Origin of the sequence: Mesorhizobium sp. AR10, assembly GCF_024746795.1 — a bacterium.
GTDB lineage: Bacteria > Pseudomonadota > Alphaproteobacteria > Rhizobiales > Rhizobiaceae > Mesorhizobium.
Genome location: NZ_CP080524.1, coordinates 3,987,228 through 4,007,974, shown reverse-complemented (window position 1 = coordinate 4,007,974; position 20,747 = coordinate 3,987,228). Strand labels below are relative to the sequence as shown.

General features: G+C 61.9%; 27 protein-coding genes. 3 read left to right on the top strand and 24 right to left on the bottom strand.

Annotated elements, in window-relative coordinates; translation table 11 throughout:
• Nucleotides 1–36: 36 nt before the first annotated feature.
• The 22 genes from rplR to rpsL form a co-directional block, all read right to left on the bottom strand.
• Nucleotides 37–396, bottom strand: a complete 360-nt coding sequence (rplR, locus tag LHFGNBLO_RS22950; RefSeq protein WP_258601609.1) for a 50S ribosomal protein L18 — start codon at nt 394–396, stop codon at nt 37–39.
• 87 nt (nt 397–483) lie between these two features.
• Nucleotides 484–1,017 carry a 50S ribosomal protein L6 gene (rplF, locus tag LHFGNBLO_RS22945; protein WP_258601608.1) on the bottom strand — a complete coding sequence of 178 codons (534 nt, stop codon included), beginning with the start codon at nt 1,015–1,017 and terminating at the stop codon, nt 484–486.
• 96 nt (nt 1,018–1,113) lie between these two features.
• Entirely contained in the window at nt 1,114–1,512 is a 399-nt protein-coding gene (gene rpsH / locus LHFGNBLO_RS22940; RefSeq protein ID WP_006205453.1) for a 30S ribosomal protein S8, read from the bottom strand.
• A 12-nt stretch (nt 1,513–1,524) separates the two neighbouring features.
• Nucleotides 1,525–1,830 (bottom strand): 30S ribosomal protein S14, encoded by a 306-nt coding sequence (gene rpsN, locus LHFGNBLO_RS22935; protein WP_258601607.1) that lies wholly within the window; start codon nt 1,828–1,830, stop codon nt 1,525–1,527.
• A gap of 27 nt (nt 1,831–1,857) precedes the next feature.
• Nucleotides 1,858–2,457: a 50S ribosomal protein L5 gene (gene rplE / locus LHFGNBLO_RS22930; protein ID WP_095089681.1), complete on the bottom strand. Its 600-nt coding sequence runs from the start codon at nt 2,455–2,457 to the stop codon at nt 1,858–1,860.
• A complete protein-coding gene (gene rplX / locus LHFGNBLO_RS22925; RefSeq protein ID WP_013531428.1) occupies nt 2,450–2,764 on the bottom strand; it encodes a 50S ribosomal protein L24 in 315 nt (104 codons plus the stop codon). Before rplX ends, rplE begins: the two co-directional genes overlap by 8 nt.
• Before the next feature lie 12 nt (nt 2,765–2,776).
• The gene (gene rplN / locus LHFGNBLO_RS22920; protein WP_006205457.1) at nt 2,777–3,145 is read right to left on the bottom strand and encodes a 50S ribosomal protein L14; all 369 of its coding nucleotides are present in this window, start codon (nt 3,143–3,145) and stop codon (nt 2,777–2,779) included.
• A 72-nt stretch (nt 3,146–3,217) separates the two neighbouring features.
• Nucleotides 3,218–3,457 carry a 30S ribosomal protein S17 gene (rpsQ, locus tag LHFGNBLO_RS22915; RefSeq protein WP_010909280.1) on the bottom strand — a complete coding sequence of 80 codons (240 nt, stop codon included), beginning with the start codon at nt 3,455–3,457 and terminating at the stop codon, nt 3,218–3,220.
• 11 nt (nt 3,458–3,468) lie between these two features.
• Complete coding sequence (rpmC, locus tag LHFGNBLO_RS22910) at nt 3,469–3,669, bottom strand: 50S ribosomal protein L29 (protein WP_006205459.1); 201 nt, start codon at nt 3,667–3,669, stop codon at nt 3,469–3,471.
• 13 nt (nt 3,670–3,682) lie between these two features.
• Nucleotides 3,683–4,096, bottom strand: coding sequence for a 50S ribosomal protein L16 (rplP, locus tag LHFGNBLO_RS22905; RefSeq protein ID WP_013531427.1), 414 nt, complete (start codon nt 4,094–4,096; stop codon nt 3,683–3,685).
• A gap of 27 nt (nt 4,097–4,123) precedes the next feature.
• Entirely contained in the window at nt 4,124–4,852 is a 729-nt protein-coding gene (gene rpsC / locus LHFGNBLO_RS22900) for a 30S ribosomal protein S3 (protein WP_258601606.1), read from the bottom strand.
• On the bottom strand, nt 4,852–5,241 hold the full coding sequence (rplV, locus tag LHFGNBLO_RS22895; RefSeq protein WP_006205462.1) for a 50S ribosomal protein L22: 390 nt from the start codon (nt 5,239–5,241) through the stop codon (nt 4,852–4,854). Before rplV ends, rpsC begins: the two co-directional genes overlap by 1 nt.
• Nucleotides 5,242–5,243: 2 nt before the next feature.
• Entirely contained in the window at nt 5,244–5,522 is a 279-nt protein-coding gene (gene rpsS, locus LHFGNBLO_RS22890) for a 30S ribosomal protein S19 (RefSeq protein WP_006205463.1), read from the bottom strand.
• 16 nt (nt 5,523–5,538) lie between these two features.
• Nucleotides 5,539–6,372: a 50S ribosomal protein L2 gene (rplB, locus tag LHFGNBLO_RS22885; RefSeq protein WP_195174889.1), complete on the bottom strand. Its 834-nt coding sequence runs from the start codon at nt 6,370–6,372 to the stop codon at nt 5,539–5,541.
• Nucleotides 6,373–6,394: 22 nt separating this feature from the next.
• The gene (locus tag LHFGNBLO_RS22880; RefSeq protein ID WP_023757976.1) at nt 6,395–6,688 is read right to left on the bottom strand and encodes a 50S ribosomal protein L23; all 294 of its coding nucleotides are present in this window, start codon (nt 6,686–6,688) and stop codon (nt 6,395–6,397) included.
• Nucleotides 6,685–7,305 carry a 50S ribosomal protein L4 gene (gene rplD / locus LHFGNBLO_RS22875; RefSeq protein WP_258601605.1) on the bottom strand — a complete coding sequence of 207 codons (621 nt, stop codon included), beginning with the start codon at nt 7,303–7,305 and terminating at the stop codon, nt 6,685–6,687. The genes LHFGNBLO_RS22880 and rplD overlap by 4 nt, the downstream gene beginning before the upstream one ends.
• A complete protein-coding gene (rplC, locus tag LHFGNBLO_RS22870) occupies nt 7,305–8,033 on the bottom strand; it encodes a 50S ribosomal protein L3 (RefSeq protein ID WP_258601604.1) in 729 nt (242 codons plus the stop codon). Before rplC ends, rplD begins: the two co-directional genes overlap by 1 nt.
• Nucleotides 8,034–8,096: 63 nt before the next feature.
• Nucleotides 8,097–8,405, bottom strand: coding sequence for a 30S ribosomal protein S10 (gene rpsJ / locus LHFGNBLO_RS22865; protein ID WP_010909272.1), 309 nt, complete (start codon nt 8,403–8,405; stop codon nt 8,097–8,099).
• A gap of 69 nt (nt 8,406–8,474) precedes the next feature.
• The gene (gene tuf, locus LHFGNBLO_RS22860) at nt 8,475–9,650 is read right to left on the bottom strand and encodes an elongation factor Tu (protein ID WP_095090666.1); all 1,176 of its coding nucleotides are present in this window, start codon (nt 9,648–9,650) and stop codon (nt 8,475–8,477) included.
• A gap of 67 nt (nt 9,651–9,717) precedes the next feature.
• The gene (gene fusA / locus LHFGNBLO_RS22855; RefSeq protein ID WP_258601603.1) at nt 9,718–11,808 is read right to left on the bottom strand and encodes an elongation factor G; all 2,091 of its coding nucleotides are present in this window, start codon (nt 11,806–11,808) and stop codon (nt 9,718–9,720) included.
• 30 nt (nt 11,809–11,838) lie between these two features.
• Nucleotides 11,839–12,309 (bottom strand): 30S ribosomal protein S7, encoded by a 471-nt coding sequence (gene rpsG, locus LHFGNBLO_RS22850; protein ID WP_008875664.1) that lies wholly within the window; start codon nt 12,307–12,309, stop codon nt 11,839–11,841.
• A gap of 61 nt (nt 12,310–12,370) precedes the next feature.
• Nucleotides 12,371–12,742, bottom strand: a complete 372-nt coding sequence (rpsL, locus tag LHFGNBLO_RS22845) for a 30S ribosomal protein S12 (protein WP_006333356.1) — start codon at nt 12,740–12,742, stop codon at nt 12,371–12,373.
• A 499-nt stretch (nt 12,743–13,241) separates the two neighbouring features.
• Between rpsL and LHFGNBLO_RS22840 the strand changes: the two genes are divergently transcribed.
• From LHFGNBLO_RS22840 to LHFGNBLO_RS22830, 3 genes are all read left to right on the top strand, one after another.
• The gene (locus tag LHFGNBLO_RS22840) at nt 13,242–13,523 is read left to right on the top strand and encodes a transcriptional regulator (protein ID WP_258601602.1); all 282 of its coding nucleotides are present in this window, start codon (nt 13,242–13,244) and stop codon (nt 13,521–13,523) included.
• A gap of 23 nt (nt 13,524–13,546) precedes the next feature.
• A complete protein-coding gene (locus LHFGNBLO_RS22835; protein WP_258601601.1) occupies nt 13,547–14,659 on the top strand; it encodes a PLP-dependent cysteine synthase family protein in 1,113 nt (370 codons plus the stop codon).
• A 76-nt stretch (nt 14,660–14,735) separates the two neighbouring features.
• Nucleotides 14,736–15,671, top strand: coding sequence for a Gfo/Idh/MocA family protein (locus tag LHFGNBLO_RS22830; RefSeq protein WP_258601600.1), 936 nt, complete (start codon nt 14,736–14,738; stop codon nt 15,669–15,671).
• Between the two features lie 27 nt (nt 15,672–15,698).
• Here the strand turns inward: LHFGNBLO_RS22830 and LHFGNBLO_RS22825 are convergent, their stop codons facing one another.
• Both LHFGNBLO_RS22825 and rpoC read right to left on the bottom strand, forming a co-directional pair.
• Nucleotides 15,699–16,364, bottom strand: a complete 666-nt coding sequence (locus LHFGNBLO_RS22825) for an O-methyltransferase (protein WP_258601599.1) — start codon at nt 16,362–16,364, stop codon at nt 15,699–15,701.
• 82 nt (nt 16,365–16,446) lie between these two features.
• Nucleotides 16,447–20,643, bottom strand: coding sequence for a DNA-directed RNA polymerase subunit beta' (gene rpoC, locus LHFGNBLO_RS22820; RefSeq protein WP_258601598.1), 4,197 nt, complete (start codon nt 20,641–20,643; stop codon nt 16,447–16,449).
• Nucleotides 20,644–20,747: the final 104 nt, after the last annotated feature.

The window sequence follows — 20,747 nt, the reverse complement described above, 5'->3', positions numbered from 1 at the left end:
TCCGGCACCTCTGTGGGTTACCGGGGGCGAAAGTTTTTAGAAGCTAAGACCGCCTTCACGGGCAGCTTCAGCCAGCGCCTTGACGCGGCCGTGGTAGATGTAGGCGCCACGGTCGAAGACGACTTCCTTGACGCCGGCCTTCGAAGCACGCTCGGCGATCAGCTTGCCGATCGCAGCCGCAGCCGCGGTGTCAGCGCCGGTCTTGAGCGAACCCTTGAGGTCCTTCTCGAGCGTCGAGGCGGCGGCGATGGTGTGGCCCTTGGCGTCGTCGATGACCTGCACGTAGATGTTCTTCGACGTGCGGTGAACGGACAAACGCGGGCGGTCGCCGGCGACCTTCTTGATCTGGCGGCGAACGCGCTGCGCGCGGCGCTGCGTGGATTCCTTGGTACCCATGATAGTCTTCCTTGCCTTCAAAAAACGGGGGCCGCCATATGCGGTAGGCGAAAGCGCCTCCCGCGACCGCTCCCCGCGGCGTTACAATTACTTCTTCTTGCCTTCCTTGCGGACGATCTTCTCGCCGGCATAGCGGACGCCCTTGCCCTTGTAGGGCTCGGGACCGCGATACTCGCGGATCTCGGCGGCGACCTGGCCGACCATCTGCTTGTCGATGCCGGTCACGGTGATCTCCGTCGGCTTCGGCACGGTGATGGTGATACCGGCCGGCGTCTCGTAGACGACGTCATGGCTGAAGCCAAGCGCCAGCTGCAGGTTCTTGCCCTGCATGGCGGCGCGATAGCCGACGCCGGTGATCTCAAGCTTCTTTTCAAAACCGTCCTTGACGCCTTGCAGGATGTTGACGATCTGCGTGCGCGACATGCCCCACTTGGAGCGGGCGGTCTTGGTCTGGTCGCGCGGCTGGACAGCGATCTCGCTGCCTTCCATCTTGACCAGCACTTCTTCGTTCACCACAAACTTCAGCTCGCCCTTGGGGCCCTTCGCCGTCACGGTCTGGCCGTTGACGGTCGCGGTCACGCCCTGGGGCAGCGAAACGGGTTTCTTTCCAATACGAGACATTTTGTTGTCCTCGTCACTTCTCTTGTTTCAGGTCTCTGTTTCGAGCGTGATCTTGCCCGAAAACCGGATTCCACTTTTCGGGATCACGCTGCCGAATTAGAAAATCTGGCAGAGGATTTCGCCGCCGACATTCTGTTCGCGTGCTTCGTGGTCGGCCATCACGCCCTTCGGTGTCGAAAGGATGGCGATGCCGAGGCCGTTGGCGACGTGCGGGATCGACTTGGCCGAAACGTAGACGCGACGGCCCGGCTTCGAGACACGGGCGATTTCGCGCACGACCGGCGCTCCGTCGAAATACTTCAGCTCGATCTCGATTTCGGACTTGCCGTTGTCGAAGTCGGTCTGGCTGTAGTCGCGGATATAGCCTTCAGCCTTCAGCACGTCGAGGACGCGGGTACGCAGGCGCGACGCCGGCGTCGAAACGCTCGACTTCTTGCGGCCATAGGCGTTGCGGATGCGGGTCAGCATATCGCCGAGAGGATCGCTCAATGACATGTTATGTCCTCCTTACCAGCTCGACTTGACCAGGCCCGGGATCTGGCCGTTATTGCCGAGATCACGGAGCGCGATGCGCGATACTTTGAGCTTGCGATAGTAGGCACGCGGACGTCCGGTGACTTCGCAGCGGTTACGGATGCGGATCTTGGCCGAGTTGCGCGGCATCGCCGCAAGCTTCAGCTGGGCGCGGAAGCGCTCCTCCATCGGCTTGGACTGATCCATGATGATCGCCTTGAGGGCCTTACGCCTTGCAGCGTACTGGTCCACAAGCTTGCGGCGCCTGTTGTTCTTCTCGACTGAGCTGGTCTTTGCCATTTCAGATTTTTCCTTTTCTCGCTGCCGTTACTGGCGGAAGGGGAAGTTGAAGGCCTTGAGCAATGCCCTGGCTTCGTCGTCCGTCTTCGCAGTCGTACAAACGATGACGTCCATGCCCCAGATCTGATCAACCTTGTCGTAGTTGATCTCCGGGAACACGATGTGTTCCTTAATGCCCATGGCATAGTTGCCACGGCCATCGAAGCTCTTCGGATTCAGTCCGCGGAAGTCGCGGACGCGCGGCAGCGCGATGTTCACGAGACGGTCGAGGAACTCGTACATGCGTTCCTTGCGCAGCGTGACCTTGGCGCCGATCGGCATCTTCTCGCGGACCTTGAAGCCGGCGATCGAGTTGCGGGCGCGGGTGACGACGGCCTTCTGGCCGGCGATCATCGCCAGGTCTTCCGCTGCGATCGAAGGCTTCTTCGAATCGCCAGTCGCTTCGCCAACGCCCATGTTCAGCACGATCTTGTCGATGCGCGGAACCTGCATCTCATTGTCGTAGCCGAACTGCTCCTGCAGCGCCTTGCGGATGGTCTCGTTGTAGACCTGCTTGAGACGCGGCGTGTTCTGGGCCTTGGACTGCTTGCTTTCAGCCTTGGGCTTCGTGGTTTGAGCCTTAGCCATTGATGACTTCTCCCGAGCGCTTGGCGACGCGCACCTTCTTGCCGTCCTTCTGGAAGATGAAACCGACGCGGGTCGGCTTGCCATCCTTGGGGTCGGCCAGCGCGATGTTCGACAGCTGGATCGGCGCTTCCTTGGTGATGATCCCGCCCTCTTGGGACTGGGACTGCTTCTGGTGACGACGGATCATGTTGACGCCGCGCACCAGCGCGGTGTCTTCCTTCGGCTGTACCGAGAGGACTTCGCCCGAACGGCCCTTGTCCTTGCCGGCCAGCACGACGACCTTGTCGCCTTTTCTAATCTTCTGCATTGGTCCGGCTCCTTACAGCACTTCAGGCGCGAGCGAGATGATCTTCATGTGGTTCTTGGCGCGGAGTTCGCGCGGAACCGGTCCGAAGATACGCGTGCCGATCGGCTCTTTCTTGTTGTCGACGAGAACGGCTGCGTTCTTGTCGAAACGGATCACGCTGCCGTCCGGGCGGCGGATGTCCTTGGCCGTGCGAACCACGACCGCCTTCATCACATCGCCCTTCTTCACGCGGCCGCGCGGGATGGCTTCCTTGATCGACACCACGATGATGTCGCCCACGGAAGCGTATTTCCGCTTCGAGCCGCCCAGCACCTTGATGCACATGACACGACGGGCGCCGGAATTATCCGCGACGTCGAGGTTTGTTTGCATCTGAATCATGACTGGCCGCCTTCTTCTCTTCTAGCGGGACGGGCTCGAAGCCCCTCCCCGGTCTGTCCAAAATTCGTTTGTTTACGCCTGATCCGAGGATACGACGATCCAGCGCTTGTCCTTGGAAATCGGCTTCGATTCCTGGATGAACACCTGATCGCCAACCTTGTGGGCGTTGTTCTCGTCGTGCGCCTTGTACTTCTTGGTCATGCGCACGGTCTTCTTCATCACGGGATGCGTGAAGCGCCGTTCGACCTTGACGACAACCGTCTTCTCGTTCTTGTCGCTGACGACGGTGCCCTGCAGAATGCGCTTTGGCATGGTTTTCGTCCTTAAGCCTTCTTGGCCGCGGACTTTTCCGCAGCGATGGTCTTGATACGCGCAATGTCCTTGCGGACCTGCCTCACGCGCGCGGTCTTCTCGAGCTGGCCGGTGGCCTTCTGGAAGCGCAGGTTGAACTGCTCCTTCTTCAGGCTGGCCAGGTCGTCGGTCAGCTGGTCCTGGGTCTTGGTCCGGATGTCTTCGGCTTTCATGATCAGCCCGTCCTTATTCTGCGATGCGCTGCACGAAGCGCGTCTTGACCGAGAGCTTGGCCGCGCCGAGACGCAACGCCTCACGGGCCGTTTCCTCGTTGACGCCGTCGATCTCGAACATGATGCGGCCCGGCTTGACGCGCGCCGCCCAGTAGTCGACCGCGCCCTTGCCCTTACCCATGCGGACTTCGGTCGGCTTCGAAGTGACCGGCACGTCCGGGAAAATACGGATCCAGACACGGCCGGCGCGCTTCATCTCGCGAGTGATCGCGCGGCGGGCCGCCTCGATCTCACGTGCGGTGACGCGGTTCGGCTCAAGCGCCTTCAGCCCGAAACCACCGAAATCCAGGTTGGTGCCGCCCTTGGCGGTACCATGGATGCGGCCCTTGAACTGCTTGCGGAACTTTGTGCGCTTTGGCTGCAGCATCGTTCTAACTCCAAATTCTCAAATGTCTTACGCGTTTTCGCGACGGCGGCCGCGTTCGCGCTCACCACCACCACCGCCATGCGCATGATCGCCTTCGGTGGCGCGGCGCTCCGAAGCCATTGGGTCATGCTCGAGGATCTCGCCCTTGAACACCCAGACCTTGACGCCGCAGATGCCGTACGCCGTATGCGCCTCGGCCGTGCCGTAGTCGACATCGGCGCGCAGCGTATGCAGCGGCACGCGGCCTTCGCGGTACCATTCCATGCGCGCAATCTCGGCGCCGCCGAGACGGCCGGCGCAGTTGATGCGGATGCCTTCGGCACCGAGGCGCATCGCCGACTGCACGGCGCGCTTCATGGCGCGACGGAACGCGATGCGGCGCTCGAGCTGCTGGGCGATCGACTGAGCGACCAGGGTCGCGTCGATCTCGGGCTTGCGCACTTCGACGATGTTGAGGTGCGTCTCGGACTTCGTCATCTCCATCAGCTTCTTGCGAAGCTTCTCGATGTCGGCGCCCTTCTTGCCGATGATCAGACCCGGGCGTGCCGCATGGATGGTGACGCGGCACTTCTTGTGCGGACGCTCGATTACGACCTTCGAAATCGCAGCCTGCTTGAGTTCCTTCTCAAGATACTTGCGGATCTTGATGTCCTCGTGCAACAGCTTCCCGTACTCGCCGGTGTTCGCGAACCAGCGCGAATCCCAGGTGCGGTTGATGCCGAGGCGCAGACCGATCGGATTGACTTTCTGGCCCATTATGCGGCCTCCCCTTTTTCTTCGACTTCACGAACGACGATCGTGAGGTGCGAGAACGGCTTCTCGATACGGCTGGCGCGACCACGGCCACGGGCATGGAACCGCTTCATGACGATCGACTTGCCGACATAGGCTTCCGCCACGATCAGCGCATCGACGTCGAGGTCGTGGTTGTTTTCCGCGTTGGCGATCGCCGATTCCAGCGTCTTCTTGACCGTGCCGGAAATCCGCTTGGCCGAGAATTCGAGGTCGGAAAGCGCTGTCGCGACCTTCTTGCCGCGGATCAGCGCGGCAACGAGGTTCAGCTTCTGCGGGCTGATACGGATCGTGCGCAATACGGCGCGCGCTTCGTTGTCAGCAAGCCTGCGCGGAGCTTTGGCCTTGCCCATGATTATTTCCTCTTCGCCTTCTTATCCGCGCCGTGACCGTAATAGGTCCGGGTCGGAGCGAATTCACCGAACTTGTGACCGACCATGTCCTCGTTCACCGAAACGGGAACATGCTTCTGGCCGTTGTAGACACCGAAGGTGAAGCCGACGAACTGCGGCAGGATGGTGGAGCGACGGCTCCACATCTTGATCACCTCATTGCGACCACCTTCACGAACCTTGTCCACCTTCTTGAGAAGGTAGCCGTCAATGAAGGGGCCTTTCCAAATCGAACGAGTCACTTGGCGTTACCTCTTCTTAGCTCTTGCGCTGATGGCGCGAGCGCAGGATGAACTTGTCGGTCGCCTTGTTGGACCGCGTCTTCTTGCCCTTGGTCGGCTTGCCCCAGGGCGAAACCGGATGGCGGCCACCCGAGGTGCGGCCTTCGCCGCCGCCGTGTGGATGGTCGACCGGGTTCATGGTCACGCCGCGATTGTGCGGGCGCTTGCCACGCCAGACGGTGCGACCGGCCTTGCCGTCATTGATGTTGCCGTGGTCCGGATTGGACACAGCGCCGACAGTGGCCATGCACGAACCGTGCACGACGCGCTGCTCACCAGAGTTGAGGCGCAGGATGGCCATGCCCTGGTCACGACCGACCAGCTGGCCATAGCCGCCGGCAGAACGGGCAACCTGGGCGCCCTTGCCCGGCTTCAGCTCGATGTTGTGGACGATCGTGCCGACCGGCATCGAGGCCAGCGGCATCGCATTGCCCGGCTTCACGTCGACCGATTCGCCGGCCACGATCTTGTCGCCGGGAGCCAGACGCTGCGGGGCGATGATGTAGGACAGCTCGCCATCGTCGTACTTGATCAGCGCGATGAAGGCGGTGCGGTTCGGATCGTACTCAATACGCTCGACCGTGCCGACGACGTCGAACTTGCGGCGCTTGAAGTCGATGATGCGGTACGAACGCTTGTGACCGCCGCCGATGAAGCGAGCCGTGATGCGACCGTAGTTGTTGCGGCCGCCCGACTTGGTCAGGCCTTCGGTCAGGCCCTTGACGGGCTTGCCCTTGTAGAGGCCCGAGCGGTCGACGATGACCAGCTGGCGGGTGCTCGGCGTTACTGGGTTGAATTTTTTCAGTGCCATGTTTCTGTCCTCGCGGCCTTGCTCAGAGACCCGTCGCGACGTCGATCGACTGGCCGTCGGCCAGCGTCACAATCGCCTTCTTGACGTCGCTCTGGCGGCCAACCGTGCCACGGAAGCGCTTGATCTTGCCCTTGCGGACAAGCGTGTTCACGGCCATCACCTTGACGCCGAACAGCGCTTCGACGGCGGCCTTGATTTCCGGCTTCGACGCCTTCTTGGCGACGTTGAAGACGACCTGGTTCTGCTCGGAGGCCATGGTCGACTTTTCGGTGATCGCCGGCGAGACGATCACGTCGTAGTGACGAAGGTCGGTCATTTGAAGCGCTCCTCGAGAGCCTCGACGGCGGCCTTCGAAAGGACCAGCGTGCCGCGGCGCAGAATGTCGTAGACGTTGATGCCCTGGATGGGCAGCACGTCGATGTTCGGGATGTTCGTCGCTGCCAGCTTGAAGTTCTTGTCAAGCTCGGCGCCGCCGATCACCAGGGCGTTGGTCAGGCCCAGCGTCGCGAAATTCGCGATCAGCGCCTTTGTCTTGGCCTCGGTCAGCTTCAACTCGTCGATGATGATGATCGACGCGCTCTTGGCCTTGGCCGAGAGAGCATGCTTGAGGCCGAGCGCACGAACCTTCTTCGGCAGGTCGTGCTCATGGCTGCGAACGACCGGGCCGTGAGCCTTGCCGCCGCCGCGGAACTGCGGAGCGCGTGCCGAATGGTGACGGGCGCGGCCCGTACCCTTCTGCTTGTACATCTTGGCGCCGGTGCGTGCGATCTCGGCGCGACCCTTGGCCTTGTGCGTGCCCTGCTGCTTCTTGGCGAGCTGCCAGCGCACGACGCGCTGCAGGATGTCCTCGCGCGGATCAAGGCCGAAAATCTCCTCGGAGAGTTTCACCTTGCCGGCGTCCTTGCCGCCAAGCGTTGTGATCTTGAGGTCCATTATTCCGCTCCCTCTGTGGCCGGGGCATCGTTCTTGGCGACACTTTCGGCAGCAACCGCACGGATCGCGGCAGGCTTCGGCGCATTGGCCGGCAGCGCAACCTTGGCCGCGTCGCGGACCAGGATCCAGGCGCCCTTCGAACCAGGAACCGCACCGCGGATCAGGATCAGGCCGCGATCGGCGTCGGTCGAAACGATCTCGACATTCTGCGTGGTGACGCGGGTGTCGCCCATGTGGCCAGCCATATGCTTGCCCTTGAACACCTTGCCCGGGTCCTGGCGCTGGCCAGTCGAACCGTGCGTACGGTGAGAAACCGAGTTACCGTGCGTCGCGCGGCCACCACCCATGTGGTGGCGCTTGATGACGCCCTGAAAACCCTTGCCGATCGTCGTGCCCGTCACATCGACCTTCTGGCCGGGAACGTAATGCTCGACGGTGATCTCGGCGCCAACATCGATCATGTTGTCGGCGGAGACACGGAACTCGGCAACCTTGGCCTTAGGCTCGACGGAAGCGGTCGCGAAATGGCCGCGCATCGCCTTCGACGTGTTCTTCACCTTGGCAAGGCCAACGCCGAGCTGGACGGCGGTATAGCCGTTCTTCTCCTGCGTGCGCTGCGCCACGACCTGGCAGTTCTCCATCTGGAGAACGGTGACGGGAACATGTTCCCCGGCATCGTTATAGATGCGGGTCATTCCCACCTTCTTTGCAATCACACCTGAACGCATCGGTTCAATTCCTTTAGAGTTCCGGGCCAGGGGCACCGCCCCTTCCTCGCTCGCTCTCGTTCCTTAGAGCTTGATCTCGACGTCGACACCGGCAGCCAGATCGAGCTTCATCAAAGCATCGACCGTCTGCGGGGTCGGATCGACGATGTCGAGCAGACGCTTGTGCGTGCGCATCTCGAACTGCTCGCGGCTCTTCTTGTCGACGTGAGGCGACCGGTTGACCGTGAACTTTTCGATCCGCGTCGGCAGCGGAATGGGGCCGCGGACGTTGGCACCGGTGCGCTTGGCCGTCGACACGATTTCCTTCGTCGAGGCGTCGAGCACGCGGTGATCAAACGCCTTCAGGCGGATGCGGATATTCTGTCCGTTCATGCGTCACTTCCTTGTTCTGGCGCGGCGCGGGCATATCCTGCGCCCGCGACAGATCGGTTTAAGTCCAAGTTACTCTTTGATGGTGACGACGATGCCGGCACCGACGGTGCGGCCGCCTTCACGGATGGCGAAGCGCAGCTTCTCTTCCATGGCGATCGGCACGATCAGCTCGACATCGACCGTGATGTTGTCGCCCGGCATCACCATTTCGGTGCCTTCCGGCAGCGACACGATGCCGGTCACGTCCGTCGTACGGAAATAGAACTGCGGACGGTAGTTGGTGAAGAACGGCGTGTGACGGCCACCTTCGTCCTTGGTCAGGATGTAGGCTTCGGCCACGAACTTCTTGTGCGGCTTGACCGTACCGGGCTTGGCCAGAACCTGGCCGCGCTCGACACCTTCACGATCGACACCGCGCAGCAGCGCACCGATGTTGTCGCCGGCCTGGCCCTGGTCGAGCAGCTTGCGGAACATCTCGACGCCCGTGCAGGTCGTCTTGGTCGTCGGACGGATGCCGATGATCTCCAGCTCCTCGCCGACCTTGACCACGCCGCGCTCGACGCGGCCGGTCACGACCGTGCCGCGGCCCGAGATCGAGAACACGTCTTCGATCGGCATCAGGAACGGCTTGTCGAGCGGGCGAACCGGCGTCGGGATGTAGGCATCGACCGCAGCCATCAGCTCGCGGATCGCGTCTTCGCCGATCTTCTTGTCCGAATCTTCAAGAGCCGCAAGTGCCGAACCCTTGACGATCGGAATGTCGTCGCCGGGGAACTCGTTCTTGGTCAGAAGCTCACGAACCTCGAGCTCGACCAGTTCGAGCAGCTCGGCGTCGTCGACCTGGTCGACCTTGTTCAGGAACACCACGATCGACGGCACGCCGACCTGACGGGCAAGCAGGATGTGCTCGCGGGTCTGCGGCATCGGGCCGTCGGCGGCCGACACGACCAGGATCGCGCCGTCCATCTGCGCGGCACCGGTGATCATGTTCTTCACATAGTCGGCGTGGCCGGGGCAGTCGACGTGGGCATAGTGGCGGGCAGCCGTCTCGTACTCGACGTGAGCCGTCGAAATGGTGATGCCGCGGGCCTTCTCTTCCGGCGCCGCATCGATCTGGTCGTAGCGCTTGTATTCGCCAAAATACTTGGTGATCGCCGCCGTCAGCGACGTCTTGCCATGATCGACGTGGCCAATCGTGCCAATGTTCACATGAGGCTTGTTACGCTCGAATTTACCTTTTGCCATGTGATGTCTCCATTCCTGCTCGCCCGTGCGGGCTTTGAATTTAGGTTACTGCTGCAACCCTCGAGGGTTACGCGTATTTCTTCTGAACTTCCGTCGCCACCGCCGTAGGCACCGGCTCGTAGTGATCGAACTGCATCGTGTAGGCCGCGCGGCCCTGGCTCATCGAGCGCAGGTTATCGACGTACTTGAACATGTTGGCGAGCGGCACCATCGCGTTGATAACCACCGCCACGCCACGCGCTTCCTGGCCCTGGATCTGGCCACGACGGCCGTTCAGATCGCCAATGACGCTGCCGACGTAATCTTCCGGCGTCACCACTTCGACCTTCATGATCGGCTCGAGCAACTGCACGCCAAGCTTGGGCGCCGCTTCACGGAAGCAGGCACGGCCGGCGATTTCGAAAGCCAGAACGCTGGAGTCCACGTCGTGGTAGGCGCCATCGATCAGCGTCGCCTTGACACCAATCATCGGGAAGCCGGCGAACGGACCCGACGACATGACGCTGTTGATGCCCTTTTCGACACCCGGGATGTATTCCTTCGGCACGGCGCCGCCGACGATCTTGGTTTCGAACTCGAATTCGCTGCTTTCCGGATTCGGCTCAAAGAGGATCTTGACGCGGGCGAACTGACCGGTACCGCCGGTCTGCTTCTTGTGCGTGTAGTCCTGCTCGTGCTTGCGGGTGATCGTCTCGCGATAGGCAACCTGCGGAGCGCCGACATTGGCCTCGACCTTGAACTCGCGGCGCATGCGGTCGACGATGATGTCGAGGTGAAGTTCGCCCATGCCGGAAATGATCGTCTGGCCGCTTTCCTCGTCGGTCTTGACGCGGAAGGACGGATCCTCGGCGGCCAGGCGGTGAAGGGCGAGGCCCATCTTTTCCTGGTCGTTCTTGGTCTTCGGCTCGATGGCAATCTGGATGACCGGATCGGGGAATTCCATGCGCTCGAGGATGACCGGATGCAGCGGATCACTGAGCGTGTCGCCCGTGGTCGTATCCTTGAGACCAGCCAGGGCAACGATGTCGCCGGCAAAAGCCTCTTCGACGTCGGCGCGCGAATTCGCATGCATCTGCAGCATGCGGCCGATGCGCTCTTTCTTGCCCTTCACGGTGTTGTCCACCGAGATGCCCTTGGTGAGCTTGCCCGAATAGATGCGGGCAAAGGTCAGCGAACCGACGAACGGGTCGTTCATAATCTTGAAGGCGAGCATCGACAGCGGCTCGTTGTCGTCGGCATGACGCTCGATCTCGACGTCGGTCTTGGCGTCGACGCCCTTGATGGCCGGAACATCGGCCGGCGACGGCAGGTATTCTACGACGGCGTCGAGCAGCGGCTGCACGCCCTTGTTCTTGAAGGCCGAGCCGCAGAACATCGGGTAGAATTTCACCGCGATGGTGCCCTTGCGGATCAGCGCGCGGATCTCGTCATTCGACGGCATCTTGCCTTCGAGATAATTCTCAAGCGCCGTCTCGTCCATTTCGACGGCGGCCTCGATCATCTTCTCGCGGTATTCTTCCGCACGTGCCTTAAGGTCCGCAGGGATCTCGACGACGTCCCAGGCAGCGCCCAGCGTCTCGTCGCGCCAGACCAGCGCGTTCATCTCGACGAGGTCGACAACGCCCTTGAATTCGGTCTCGGCACCGATCGGCAACTGCATGACGACGGCATGCGCGCCGAGGCGCGAACCGATCATCTCTACCGAGCGGTAGAAGTCGGCGCCGATCTTGTCCATCTTGTTGCAGAAGATCATGCGCGGAACGCGGTACTTGTCGGCCTGGCGCCAGACGGTCTCCGTCTGCGGCTCAACACCGGCATTGGCATCGAGCAGCGCAATGGCGCCGTCGAGCACGCGCAGCGAACGCTCGACTTCAATGGTGAAGTCGACGTGGCCGGGGGTGTCGATGATGTTGAAGCGGTACATCTTGCCGCTGCGACCCTTCCAGAAGGTCGTGGTCGCGGCCGACGTGATCGTGATGCCGCGTTCCTGCTCCTGCTCCATCCAATCCATGGTGGCAGCGCCGTCATGGACTTCGCCGATCTTGTGCGACTTGCCCGTGTAATAGAGGACGCGCTCGGTGGTCGTCGTCTTGCCGGCGTCGATATGCGCCATGATACCGAAATTGCGGTAGTCTTCGATTTTATATTCGCGGGCCATGGTAGGTGCCTCTTCAGTCTCGTTCGCGCTTTACCAGCGGTAGTGCGCGAAAGCGCGGTTGGCTTCCGCCATCTTGTGGGTGTCTTCACGCTTCTTGACGGCGGTGCCGCGGTTGTTGGCCGCGTCCATCAGCTCGCCGGAGAGGCGGTCGACCATCGTGGTCTCGTTGCGGTTGCGCGCAGCAGCGATCAGCCAGCGGATGGCCAATGCCTGACGGCGCTCGGGGCGCACGTCGACCGGAACCTGGTAGGTGGCGCCGCCGACGCGGCGCGAACGCACTTCCACATGCGGCGCGACATTGTCGAGCGCCTGATGGAAGACGGTGACCGGCTCCTGCTTGGTCTTGGACTGAACCTGGTCGAGCGCGCCGTAGACGATGGTCTCGGCAACCGACTTCTTGCCGTCATACATGACGGCGTTCATGAACTTGGTAACGATCAGATCGCCGAACTTCGGGTCCGGATTGATCTCACGCTTTTCTGCACTGTGACGACGGGACATGGCTTTTGTCTCTCAATCTCATAGCCCGACGCTGTCAAAAAAGCGCCGAAGCCGGAAAACCTTACTTCGGACGCTTGGCACCGTATTTCGAACGGCGCTGCTTGCGGTTCTTCACACCCTGCGTGTCGAGCACGCCGCGAATGATGTGATAGCGGACGCCCGGAAGATCCTTGACGCGGCCGCCACGGATCATCACCACGGAGTGTTCCTGAAGGTTGTGACCTTCGCCGGGGATGTAACCGATCACTTCAAAACCATTGGTCAGGCGGATCTTGGCCACCTTGCGCAGCGCCGAGTTCGGCTTCTTCGGCGTCGTTGTATAGACGCGCGTGCAGACGCCCCGCTTCTGCGGGTTCTGCTGCATGGCCGGGACCTTGTTGCGCTTCACCGGCGCAATGCGCGGCTTGCGGATCAGCTGGTTGACGGTAGGCATTAAACCCTCTTGTCTCTCAATTCCGTGTCTCGCCCGGTCAGGGCCGCTCAAAGCGTCATTTCCATACGCAAATTCGGGCCATAAACCGCGCCTCGCGGTCTTGCCCGAACAAATGGCAGAGGAAGCGGAAGCCGCTTCGTGCACGCCGGAAATGTCTTTTCGCTCGTAAAACGAACCCTGTTTGAGGCAAACTCCAAAGCGTGTCGCTTCGGAAGGGAAAGCCTCACATCGGTTCTGACTGGCCGGCTTCTACTCGTAACCCCGCGAACCGTCAACCCCGGAGCGCCAAATATTGCGCGCAAACCAAGGCTTGGCAGCCATGCGAAAAACGCATGTAATTTTCTTTCGCCATTTTGCAAGGACGAGGAAGAAAGTGCCAAGCCTTTAGCAAAGTGAATGGCTTTCGGCTGTCGCACGGCCATGCTTCATGCGAAAAGGCGGCATGAACAGCCCAAATCCCCTCGCCCACCCCAATCCCTTTGCCAAGAGGAATCAGCCCGTGAACGACAATGAGGAGCGCCCGGTCACCATCATCACCGGCCGGGTGTGGAAGCGGAAGGGCGGCAAGCCGGAAGGCGTCCACGTCATGCTGGTCGCGCCCGACGACGATTCGGCGGTGCGCCGGACACTCGAATCGCTTGCGGCCGAAGGCTATGTCGAGGTCGAGCTCGACCAGATCGGCGACATGGACGGCGTCCCCGACGAAGAGCCGCATCTGTCGGCCTTCCAGGGCGCGCTCGAAGGCGAAGTGTCGATCGTCACTTTCGACGTGGCGATTTGAGACGAGGCCGATCGGGAGGCACCATGGTCAAGTCAAAAGCGGCGCAACCTTCATCCCGCGCCTGGGCCGACAGGGCGGTCGCCGCAATCGAGGCTGACCAGCACCGTTCGGCCGACACCCATCTGTGGAAGCTCGATCTGCCGGCGCTTGCCGGCATCGACTTCTACCTCAAGGATGAGTCGACACATCCGACCGGCAGCCTGAAACACCGGCTGGCGCGCTCGCTCTTCCTTTATGCGCTGTGCAACGGCCATATCCGCGAAGGCGCGCCGGTGATCGAGGCCTCCTCCGGCTCGACGGCTGTGTCAGAGGCCTACTTCGCCCGCATGATCGGCGTGCCGTTCTATGCCGTGATGCCGCGCTCCACCTCGCCCGAAAAGATCGCCGCCATCGAGCACTATGGCGGCAATTGTCACTTCATCGACGATGGCCGGCGAATCTATACCGAATCCGCCGAACTGACCGTCCGGCTCTGCGGTCATTTCATGGACCAGTTCACCCATGCCGAGCGAGCGACCGACTGGCGCGGCAATAACAACATTGCCGAATCCATTTTCGGGCAGATGCGCGAGGAGCGTCACCCGATCCCGGCATGGATCGTGATGAGCGCCGGCACCGGCGGCACCACGGCCACGATCGGCCGCTATCTGCGTTACAAGCAGCATGCGACACGACTGTCGGTCGCCGATGTCGAGCGTTCCGCCTTCTTCGATGGTTTTGCCACCCATGACACTGATTGCCGCTGCGAGCAGCCGTCGCGGATCGAAGGCATTGGCCGGCCGCGCGTCGAGCCGTCTTTCGTGCCCGGCGTCATCGATCATATGCTGAGGATACCCGACGCGGTGTCGCTTCCAGCGATGCGTGTCTTGTCGCGCCACCTTGGACGCCGTGTCGGCGGCTCGACCGGCACCAACTTCATCGCCATGTGCTTTCACGCCGCGCGCATGATCGCGGCGGGCGAGACCGGTTCGCTGATAACGCTGATCTGCGATTCCGGCGAGCGCTACGCCAACACTTATTATTCCGACGAATGGCTGAAGGCGAACGGCCTGGACCCCTCGCCTTTCGAACCGGCGATCGAGGCGTTTCTCACGGGCAAAGGACTGGCACTGGAATTCCAGGAAAGCCGGGGCTGAAGCGTCTTGCCCACCGCTTGCCCGTCACAGACGTTCTGTTAAGAACCAGGCGCATTTTCCAATCCGCGGAGCCCCCATGTCCTTGAATAGCGATCCCATCAAGCTCGGCATTGTCGGAGTGGGAAAGATCGTCCGCGACCAACACCTGCCTGCCGTGGCGAAGGACCCGAACTATCGCCTCACCGCCGCCGCCAGCCGACATGGCAAGGTGGACGACATTCCGAACTTTCCAACCATCGAAGCGATGCTCGACGCGGTGCCGGAGCTTGAGGCCGTGTCGCTCTGCATGCCGCCGCAATTCCGCTACGACGCCGCGCGTACGGCGCTGGAGGCGAAGAAACATGTGTTTCTGGAAAAGCCGCCGGGCGCCACGGTCAGCGAGGTCGAAGACCTGAAGACGCTGGCGGCAGCCAATGGCGTCTCGCTGTTCGCCAGCTGGCATTCGCGTTACGCGCCGGCGGTGGAAGCCGCGCGCGCCTTCCTCGGCTCGACCAGGATCAGGTCGGCCGCCATCAACTGGAAGGAAGATGTGCGCCGCTGGCACCCGAACCAGGAGTGGATCTGGGCTCCGGGTGGCTTCGGCGTCTTCGATCCCGGCATCAATGCGCTGTCGATCGTGACCCACATTTTGCCAGCGATGTTCATCACCTCGGCGATCCTCGATTTCCCCGAGAACCGCGCTGCACCCGTCGCCGCCCACGTCACCTTCCGCACCTCGAACGGCTTGCCGGTGGCGATGGAACTCGACTGGTTGCAGACCGGCCCACAGAGCTGGGACATCCTCGCCGATACGGAAGCCGGACAGATGGTGCTTTCGGGCGGCGGCTCGAAGCTCGCCGTCGACGGCCGCATCGTTCATGACGAGCCGGAAGCCGAATACCCCATGCTCTACAAGCGCTTTGCCGAGATCGTGCGCGCCGGCGTCTCCGATGTCGATCTCGCGCCCCTTCAGCATGTCGCCGACGCCTTCATGCTCGGCAAGCGCAATATTGTGGAAGCGTTTTTCGACTGAACAGGAACTGTTCGGTCCGCTCGACCCTCAGTTTACGATCGCGATTGCAAAGCCGTCATAGCCCTTGGCGCCAACAGTCTGGATGGCGGTGCCGTCCAGACGCTTGTCGCTACCGATGAATGAGAACGCAGCGCGTGCGCCTTCGACGTTGGCGTCATGGCCATCCTCTTCGAGCACGGCGCCGTCGCGGATGACGTTGTCACAGACGATGACCGTTCCCGGCCTTGAAAGTCGCATCGCCCATGACAGATAGTTCGGGTTGTTCGGCTTGTCGGCGTCGATGAAGACGAGGTCAAACGGTCCGGCATTTTCGGCACCCAGCGCCACAAGCGATTGCAGCGCCGGCCCGAGCCGCAGGTCGACCCGCGCCGAAACCCCTGCCCGCTCGAAGTTCGAGCGCGCGACCTTTGCGTGGTGTGGATCGAGTTCGAGCGTCACGATCTTGCCGCCTGCCGGCAAGGCGCGCGCCATCCAGATCGTCGAATAGCCACCGAGCGTGCCGATTTCCAGAATCTTCTTCGCGCCCTGAATGCGCGCCAGCAGTGACAGCATCTTGCCTTGCGCCGGCGACACGTCGATCGCCGGCGGGCCTTGCTCGGTGTTGGCTGCCAAAACGGCATCGAGCGCCGGATCCGCTGCAAACAGGCTGTCGACGATGTAGTCGTCGACAGCCGCCCATGTCTTCCTGCTCATCGTTTTCTTCTCCGATCCAATGAGACCAAAATGCGAAAAGGGGCCGCTTGGGCCCCTTTTCCTTCTTCTCTTCGGACCGCGCCTACTGCGCGGCGGTAACCATGTCGGTCAGCATCGGCTCGGCGACCTCGACGCCCGACGCCTTGCGGCGCTCGTCGATGATCAACTCGTCGCGCGAGGTTGCGATGCGCCGGATCTGGCTCATCGTGCCGCCGGTACCGGCCGGGATCAGCCGGCCGACGATGACGTTTTCCTTCAGCCCCTGCAGCATGTCGGTCTTGCCGGCAACCGCCGCTTCGGTCAGCACCCTGGTCGTCTCCTGGAAGGAGGCGGCCGAGATGAAGGACGGCGTCTGCAGCGAGGCCTTGGTGATGCCCAAGAGCACCGGCTGGCCTTCGGCCGGCTTCTTGCCGTCCTCGACCAGGCGCTCGTTGACCTCTTCCAGTTCGATCACGTCGACGTGGTCGCCCGGAATGTAGGTCGAGTCGCCCTGCACGGTGATCTCGACCTTCTGCAGCATCTGGCGAACGATCACCTCGATGTGCTTGTCGTTGATCGACACGCCCTGCAAGCGATAGACTTCCTGGATCTCGTTGACGAGGTAGGAAGCAAGTGCCTCCACGCCCTTGATCGCCAGGATGTCATGCGGCGCCGGATTGCCGTCGAGGATGTAGTCGCCCTTCTCGATGACGTCGCCGTCCTGGAGATGGAACGGCTTGCCCTTCGGGATCAGGTATTCGACCGGCTCAAGCGTCGAGTCATGCGGCTCGATGATGATGCGGCGCTTGTTCTTGTAGTCGCGGCCGAAGCGGATCGTGCCATCGATCTCGGCGATGATGGCGTGATCCTTCGGACGACGTGCCTCGAACAGTTCGGCAACACGCGGCAGACCGCCGGTGATGTCCTTGGTCTTGGCGCTTTCCATCGGGATACGCGCCAGCACGTCGCCGGGGCGAACCTGTGCACCCGGCTCGACCGAAAGAATGGCCTCGACCGAGAGCAGGAAGCGGGCATCGCCACCCTTCGACAGCTTGCCGACCTTGCCCTTGGCGTCGAGAACGACCATCGCCGGCTTGAGGTCGTTGCCGCGTGGCGTCGAGCGCCAGTCGATGACCTCGCGCTTGGTGATGCCGGTCGACTCGTCGGCCGTTTCCTGAACGGAAATGCCGTCGACCAGATCCTCGAACTGCACCTTGCCCTCGATTTCGGTGAGGACCGGGCGGGTATAGGGATCCCACTCGGCGATGCGCTGGCCGCGCTTCACCTTGTCGCCATCGTCCACGAAGATACGCGAACCATAGGTCACGCGGTGCGTGGCGCGCTCCTTGCCGGCTTCGTCGAGGATCAGCACCGCCATGTTGCGGCCCATGACCATCTGCTGGCCGTCGGAGTTGCGCACCACGTTGCGGTTGCGGATCTCGACCTTGCCCTCATACGAGGCTTCAAGGAACGAGCTATCCACCACCTGCGCGGTACCGCCCATGTGGAAGGTACGCATGGTGAGCTGGGTGCCCGGCTCGCCGATCGACTGCGCCGCGATGACGCCGACAGCCTCGCCCTGGTTGACAGGGGTGCCGCGGGCAAGATCGCGTCCGTAGCAGACCGCGCAGACGCCGATCCTGACCTCGCAGGTCAGCGCCGAGCGGATGCGGACCGACTGCACGCCGGCCTTTTCGATCTGTTCCACGTCACGCTCGTCCATCAGCGTTCCGGCCTTGACCAGAACCTCGCCCGACACCGGATGGGTGATGTCGTCGAGCGACGTACGGCCCAGCACGCGCTGGCCGACCGAAGCGACGACCTGGCCGGCATCGACGATCGGCTGCATGGTGAGGCCCTTGTCGGTGCCGCAGTCGACGGAGTTGACGATGCAGTCTTGCGCCACGTCGACCAGACGACGGGTGAGGTAGCCCGAGTTCGCCGTCTTCAAGGCGGTATCGGCCAGACCCTTGCGGGCGCCGTGGGTCGAGTTGAAGTACTCGAGCACGGTCAGACCTTCCTTGAAGTTCGAGATGATCGGCGTCTCGATGATTTCACCCGACGGCTTGGCCATCAGGCCGCGCATGCCGGCGAGCTGGCGCATCTGGGTGGGCGAGCCACGCGCACCGGAGTGCGACATCATGTAGATCGAGTTCATCGGCTTTTGACGGCCATTGTCCTCGAACTCGACCGCCTTGATACGGGCCATCATTTCGTCGGCGACCTTTTCCGAGCACTTGGCCCAGGCGTCGACGACCTTGTTGTACTTCTCGCCCTGCGTGATCAGGCCGTCATTGTACTGCTGCTCGTATTCCTTGGCCAAAGCCTCGGTGTCGGAGACCAGCTTGATCTTGGCGTCCGGGATCAGCATGTCGTCCTTGCCGAACGAAATGCCGGCGCGGCAGGCGTGGCTGAAGCCAAGGGCCATGATGCGGTCGCAGAAAATGACCGTCTCCTTCTGACCGCAATGGCGGTAGACGGTGTCGATCATCTTGGAGATGTTCTTCTTGGTCATCTCCTGGTTGGCGGTCTCGTAAGGCACGTTGACGTTCTTCGGGAGAAGTTCGCCGATGATCATGCGGCCAGGCGTGGTGTCATGGATCTTCGACACGACCTTGCCTTCGGCGTCGACCGTACGGAAACGACCCTTGATCTTGGAGTGCAGCGTCACCGCCTTGGTCTCGAGCGCGTGCTGGAGTTCGCCCATGTCAGCAAACACCATGCCTTCGCCCGGCTCGTTCTGGTTGACGATCGACAGATAGTAGAGACCCAGAACCATGTCCTGCGACGGCACGATGATCGGCGCGCCGGAAGCCGGGTGCAGGATGTTGTTGGTCGACATCATCAGCACGCGGGCTTCAAGCTGCGCTTCCAGCGACAGCGGCACGTGAACGGCCATCTGGTCGCCGTCGAAGTCGGCGTTGAAGGCCGTGCAGACCAGCGGATGCAGCTGGATCGCCTTGCCTTCGATCAGGATCGGCTCGAACGCCTGGATGCCGAGACGGTGCAGCGTCGGCGCGCGGTTCAAGAGCACCGGATGCTCGCGGATGACCTCGTCGAGGATATCCCAGACTTCCGGACGCTCCTTCTCGACCAGCTTCTTCGCCTGCTTGACGGTCGAGGAGAAACCCTTGGCGTCGAGGCGGGCGTAGATGAAGGGCTTGAACAGTTCGAGCGCCATCTTCTTGGGCAGGCCGCACTGGTGCAGCTTGAGCTCCGGACCGGTCACGATGACCGAACGGCCGGAATAGTCGACGCGCTTGCCGAGCAGGTTCTGGCGGAACCGGCCCTGCTTGCCCTTGAGCATGTCGGACAGCGACTTCAGCGGACGCTTGTTGGCGCCGGTGATGACACGGCCACGGCGGCCGTTGTCGAACAGGGCGTCGACGGCTTCCTGCAGCATGCGCTTTTCATTGCGCACGATGATGCCGGGCGCACGCAGCTCGATCAGCCGCTTCAGGCGGTTGTTGCGGTTGATGACGCGGCGATACAGATCGTTCAGGTCCGACGTGGCAAAACGGCCGCCGTCCAGCGGGACAAGCGGGCGCAGGTCCGGCGGGATCACCGGAACCACCTTCATGATCATCCATTCCGGACGGTTACCGGACTCCATGAAGTTCTCGACGACCTTGAGCCGCTTCAGATACTTCTTCTGCTTGAGCTCCGACGTGGTCGAAGCCAGCTCCGAACGCAGGTCGCCGGCGATCTTCTCCAGGTCCATGCCGGCCAGAAGGTCGTGGATGGCCTCGGCGCCGATCATGGCGGTGAAACTATCCTCGCCATATTCGTCGACGGCGATCATGTACTCTTCCTCGCTGAGGAGCTGATGCTCCTTAAGCGCGGTAAGGCCAGGCTCGGTGACGATGTAGTTCTCGAAGTAGAGAACCCGCTCGATATCCTTCAGCGTCATGTCGAGCAGCGTGCCGATGCGCGACGGCAGCGACTTCAGGAACCAGATGTGCGCGACAGGTGCCGCCAGCTCGATATGGCCCATGCGCTCACGACGGACGCGCGACAGCGTGACTTCGACGCCGCACTTCTCGCAGATGACGCCCTTGTACTTCATGCGCTTGTACTTGCCGCACAGGCACTCGTAGTCCTTGATCGGACCGAAAATGCGCGCGCAGAACAGGCCGTCGCGCTCCGGCTTGAAAGTACGATAGTTGATGGTCTCCGGCTTCTTGATCTCGCCGAACGACCAGGACAGAATCTTCTCAGGGCTCGCGAGCGAGATCCGGATGGAATCGAACACCTGCGCAGGCGCCTGGGGATTGAAGAGATTCATGACCTCTTGGTTCATGCCGTTCTCCTTTTCGGGGTCCTCGAAAACCCCTTGCATCTAGCGCGGGCCAAACGCCCGCCGTCTTTGTCGGCCACTGGCCGTAGAATTGGTGCATCCGGTCG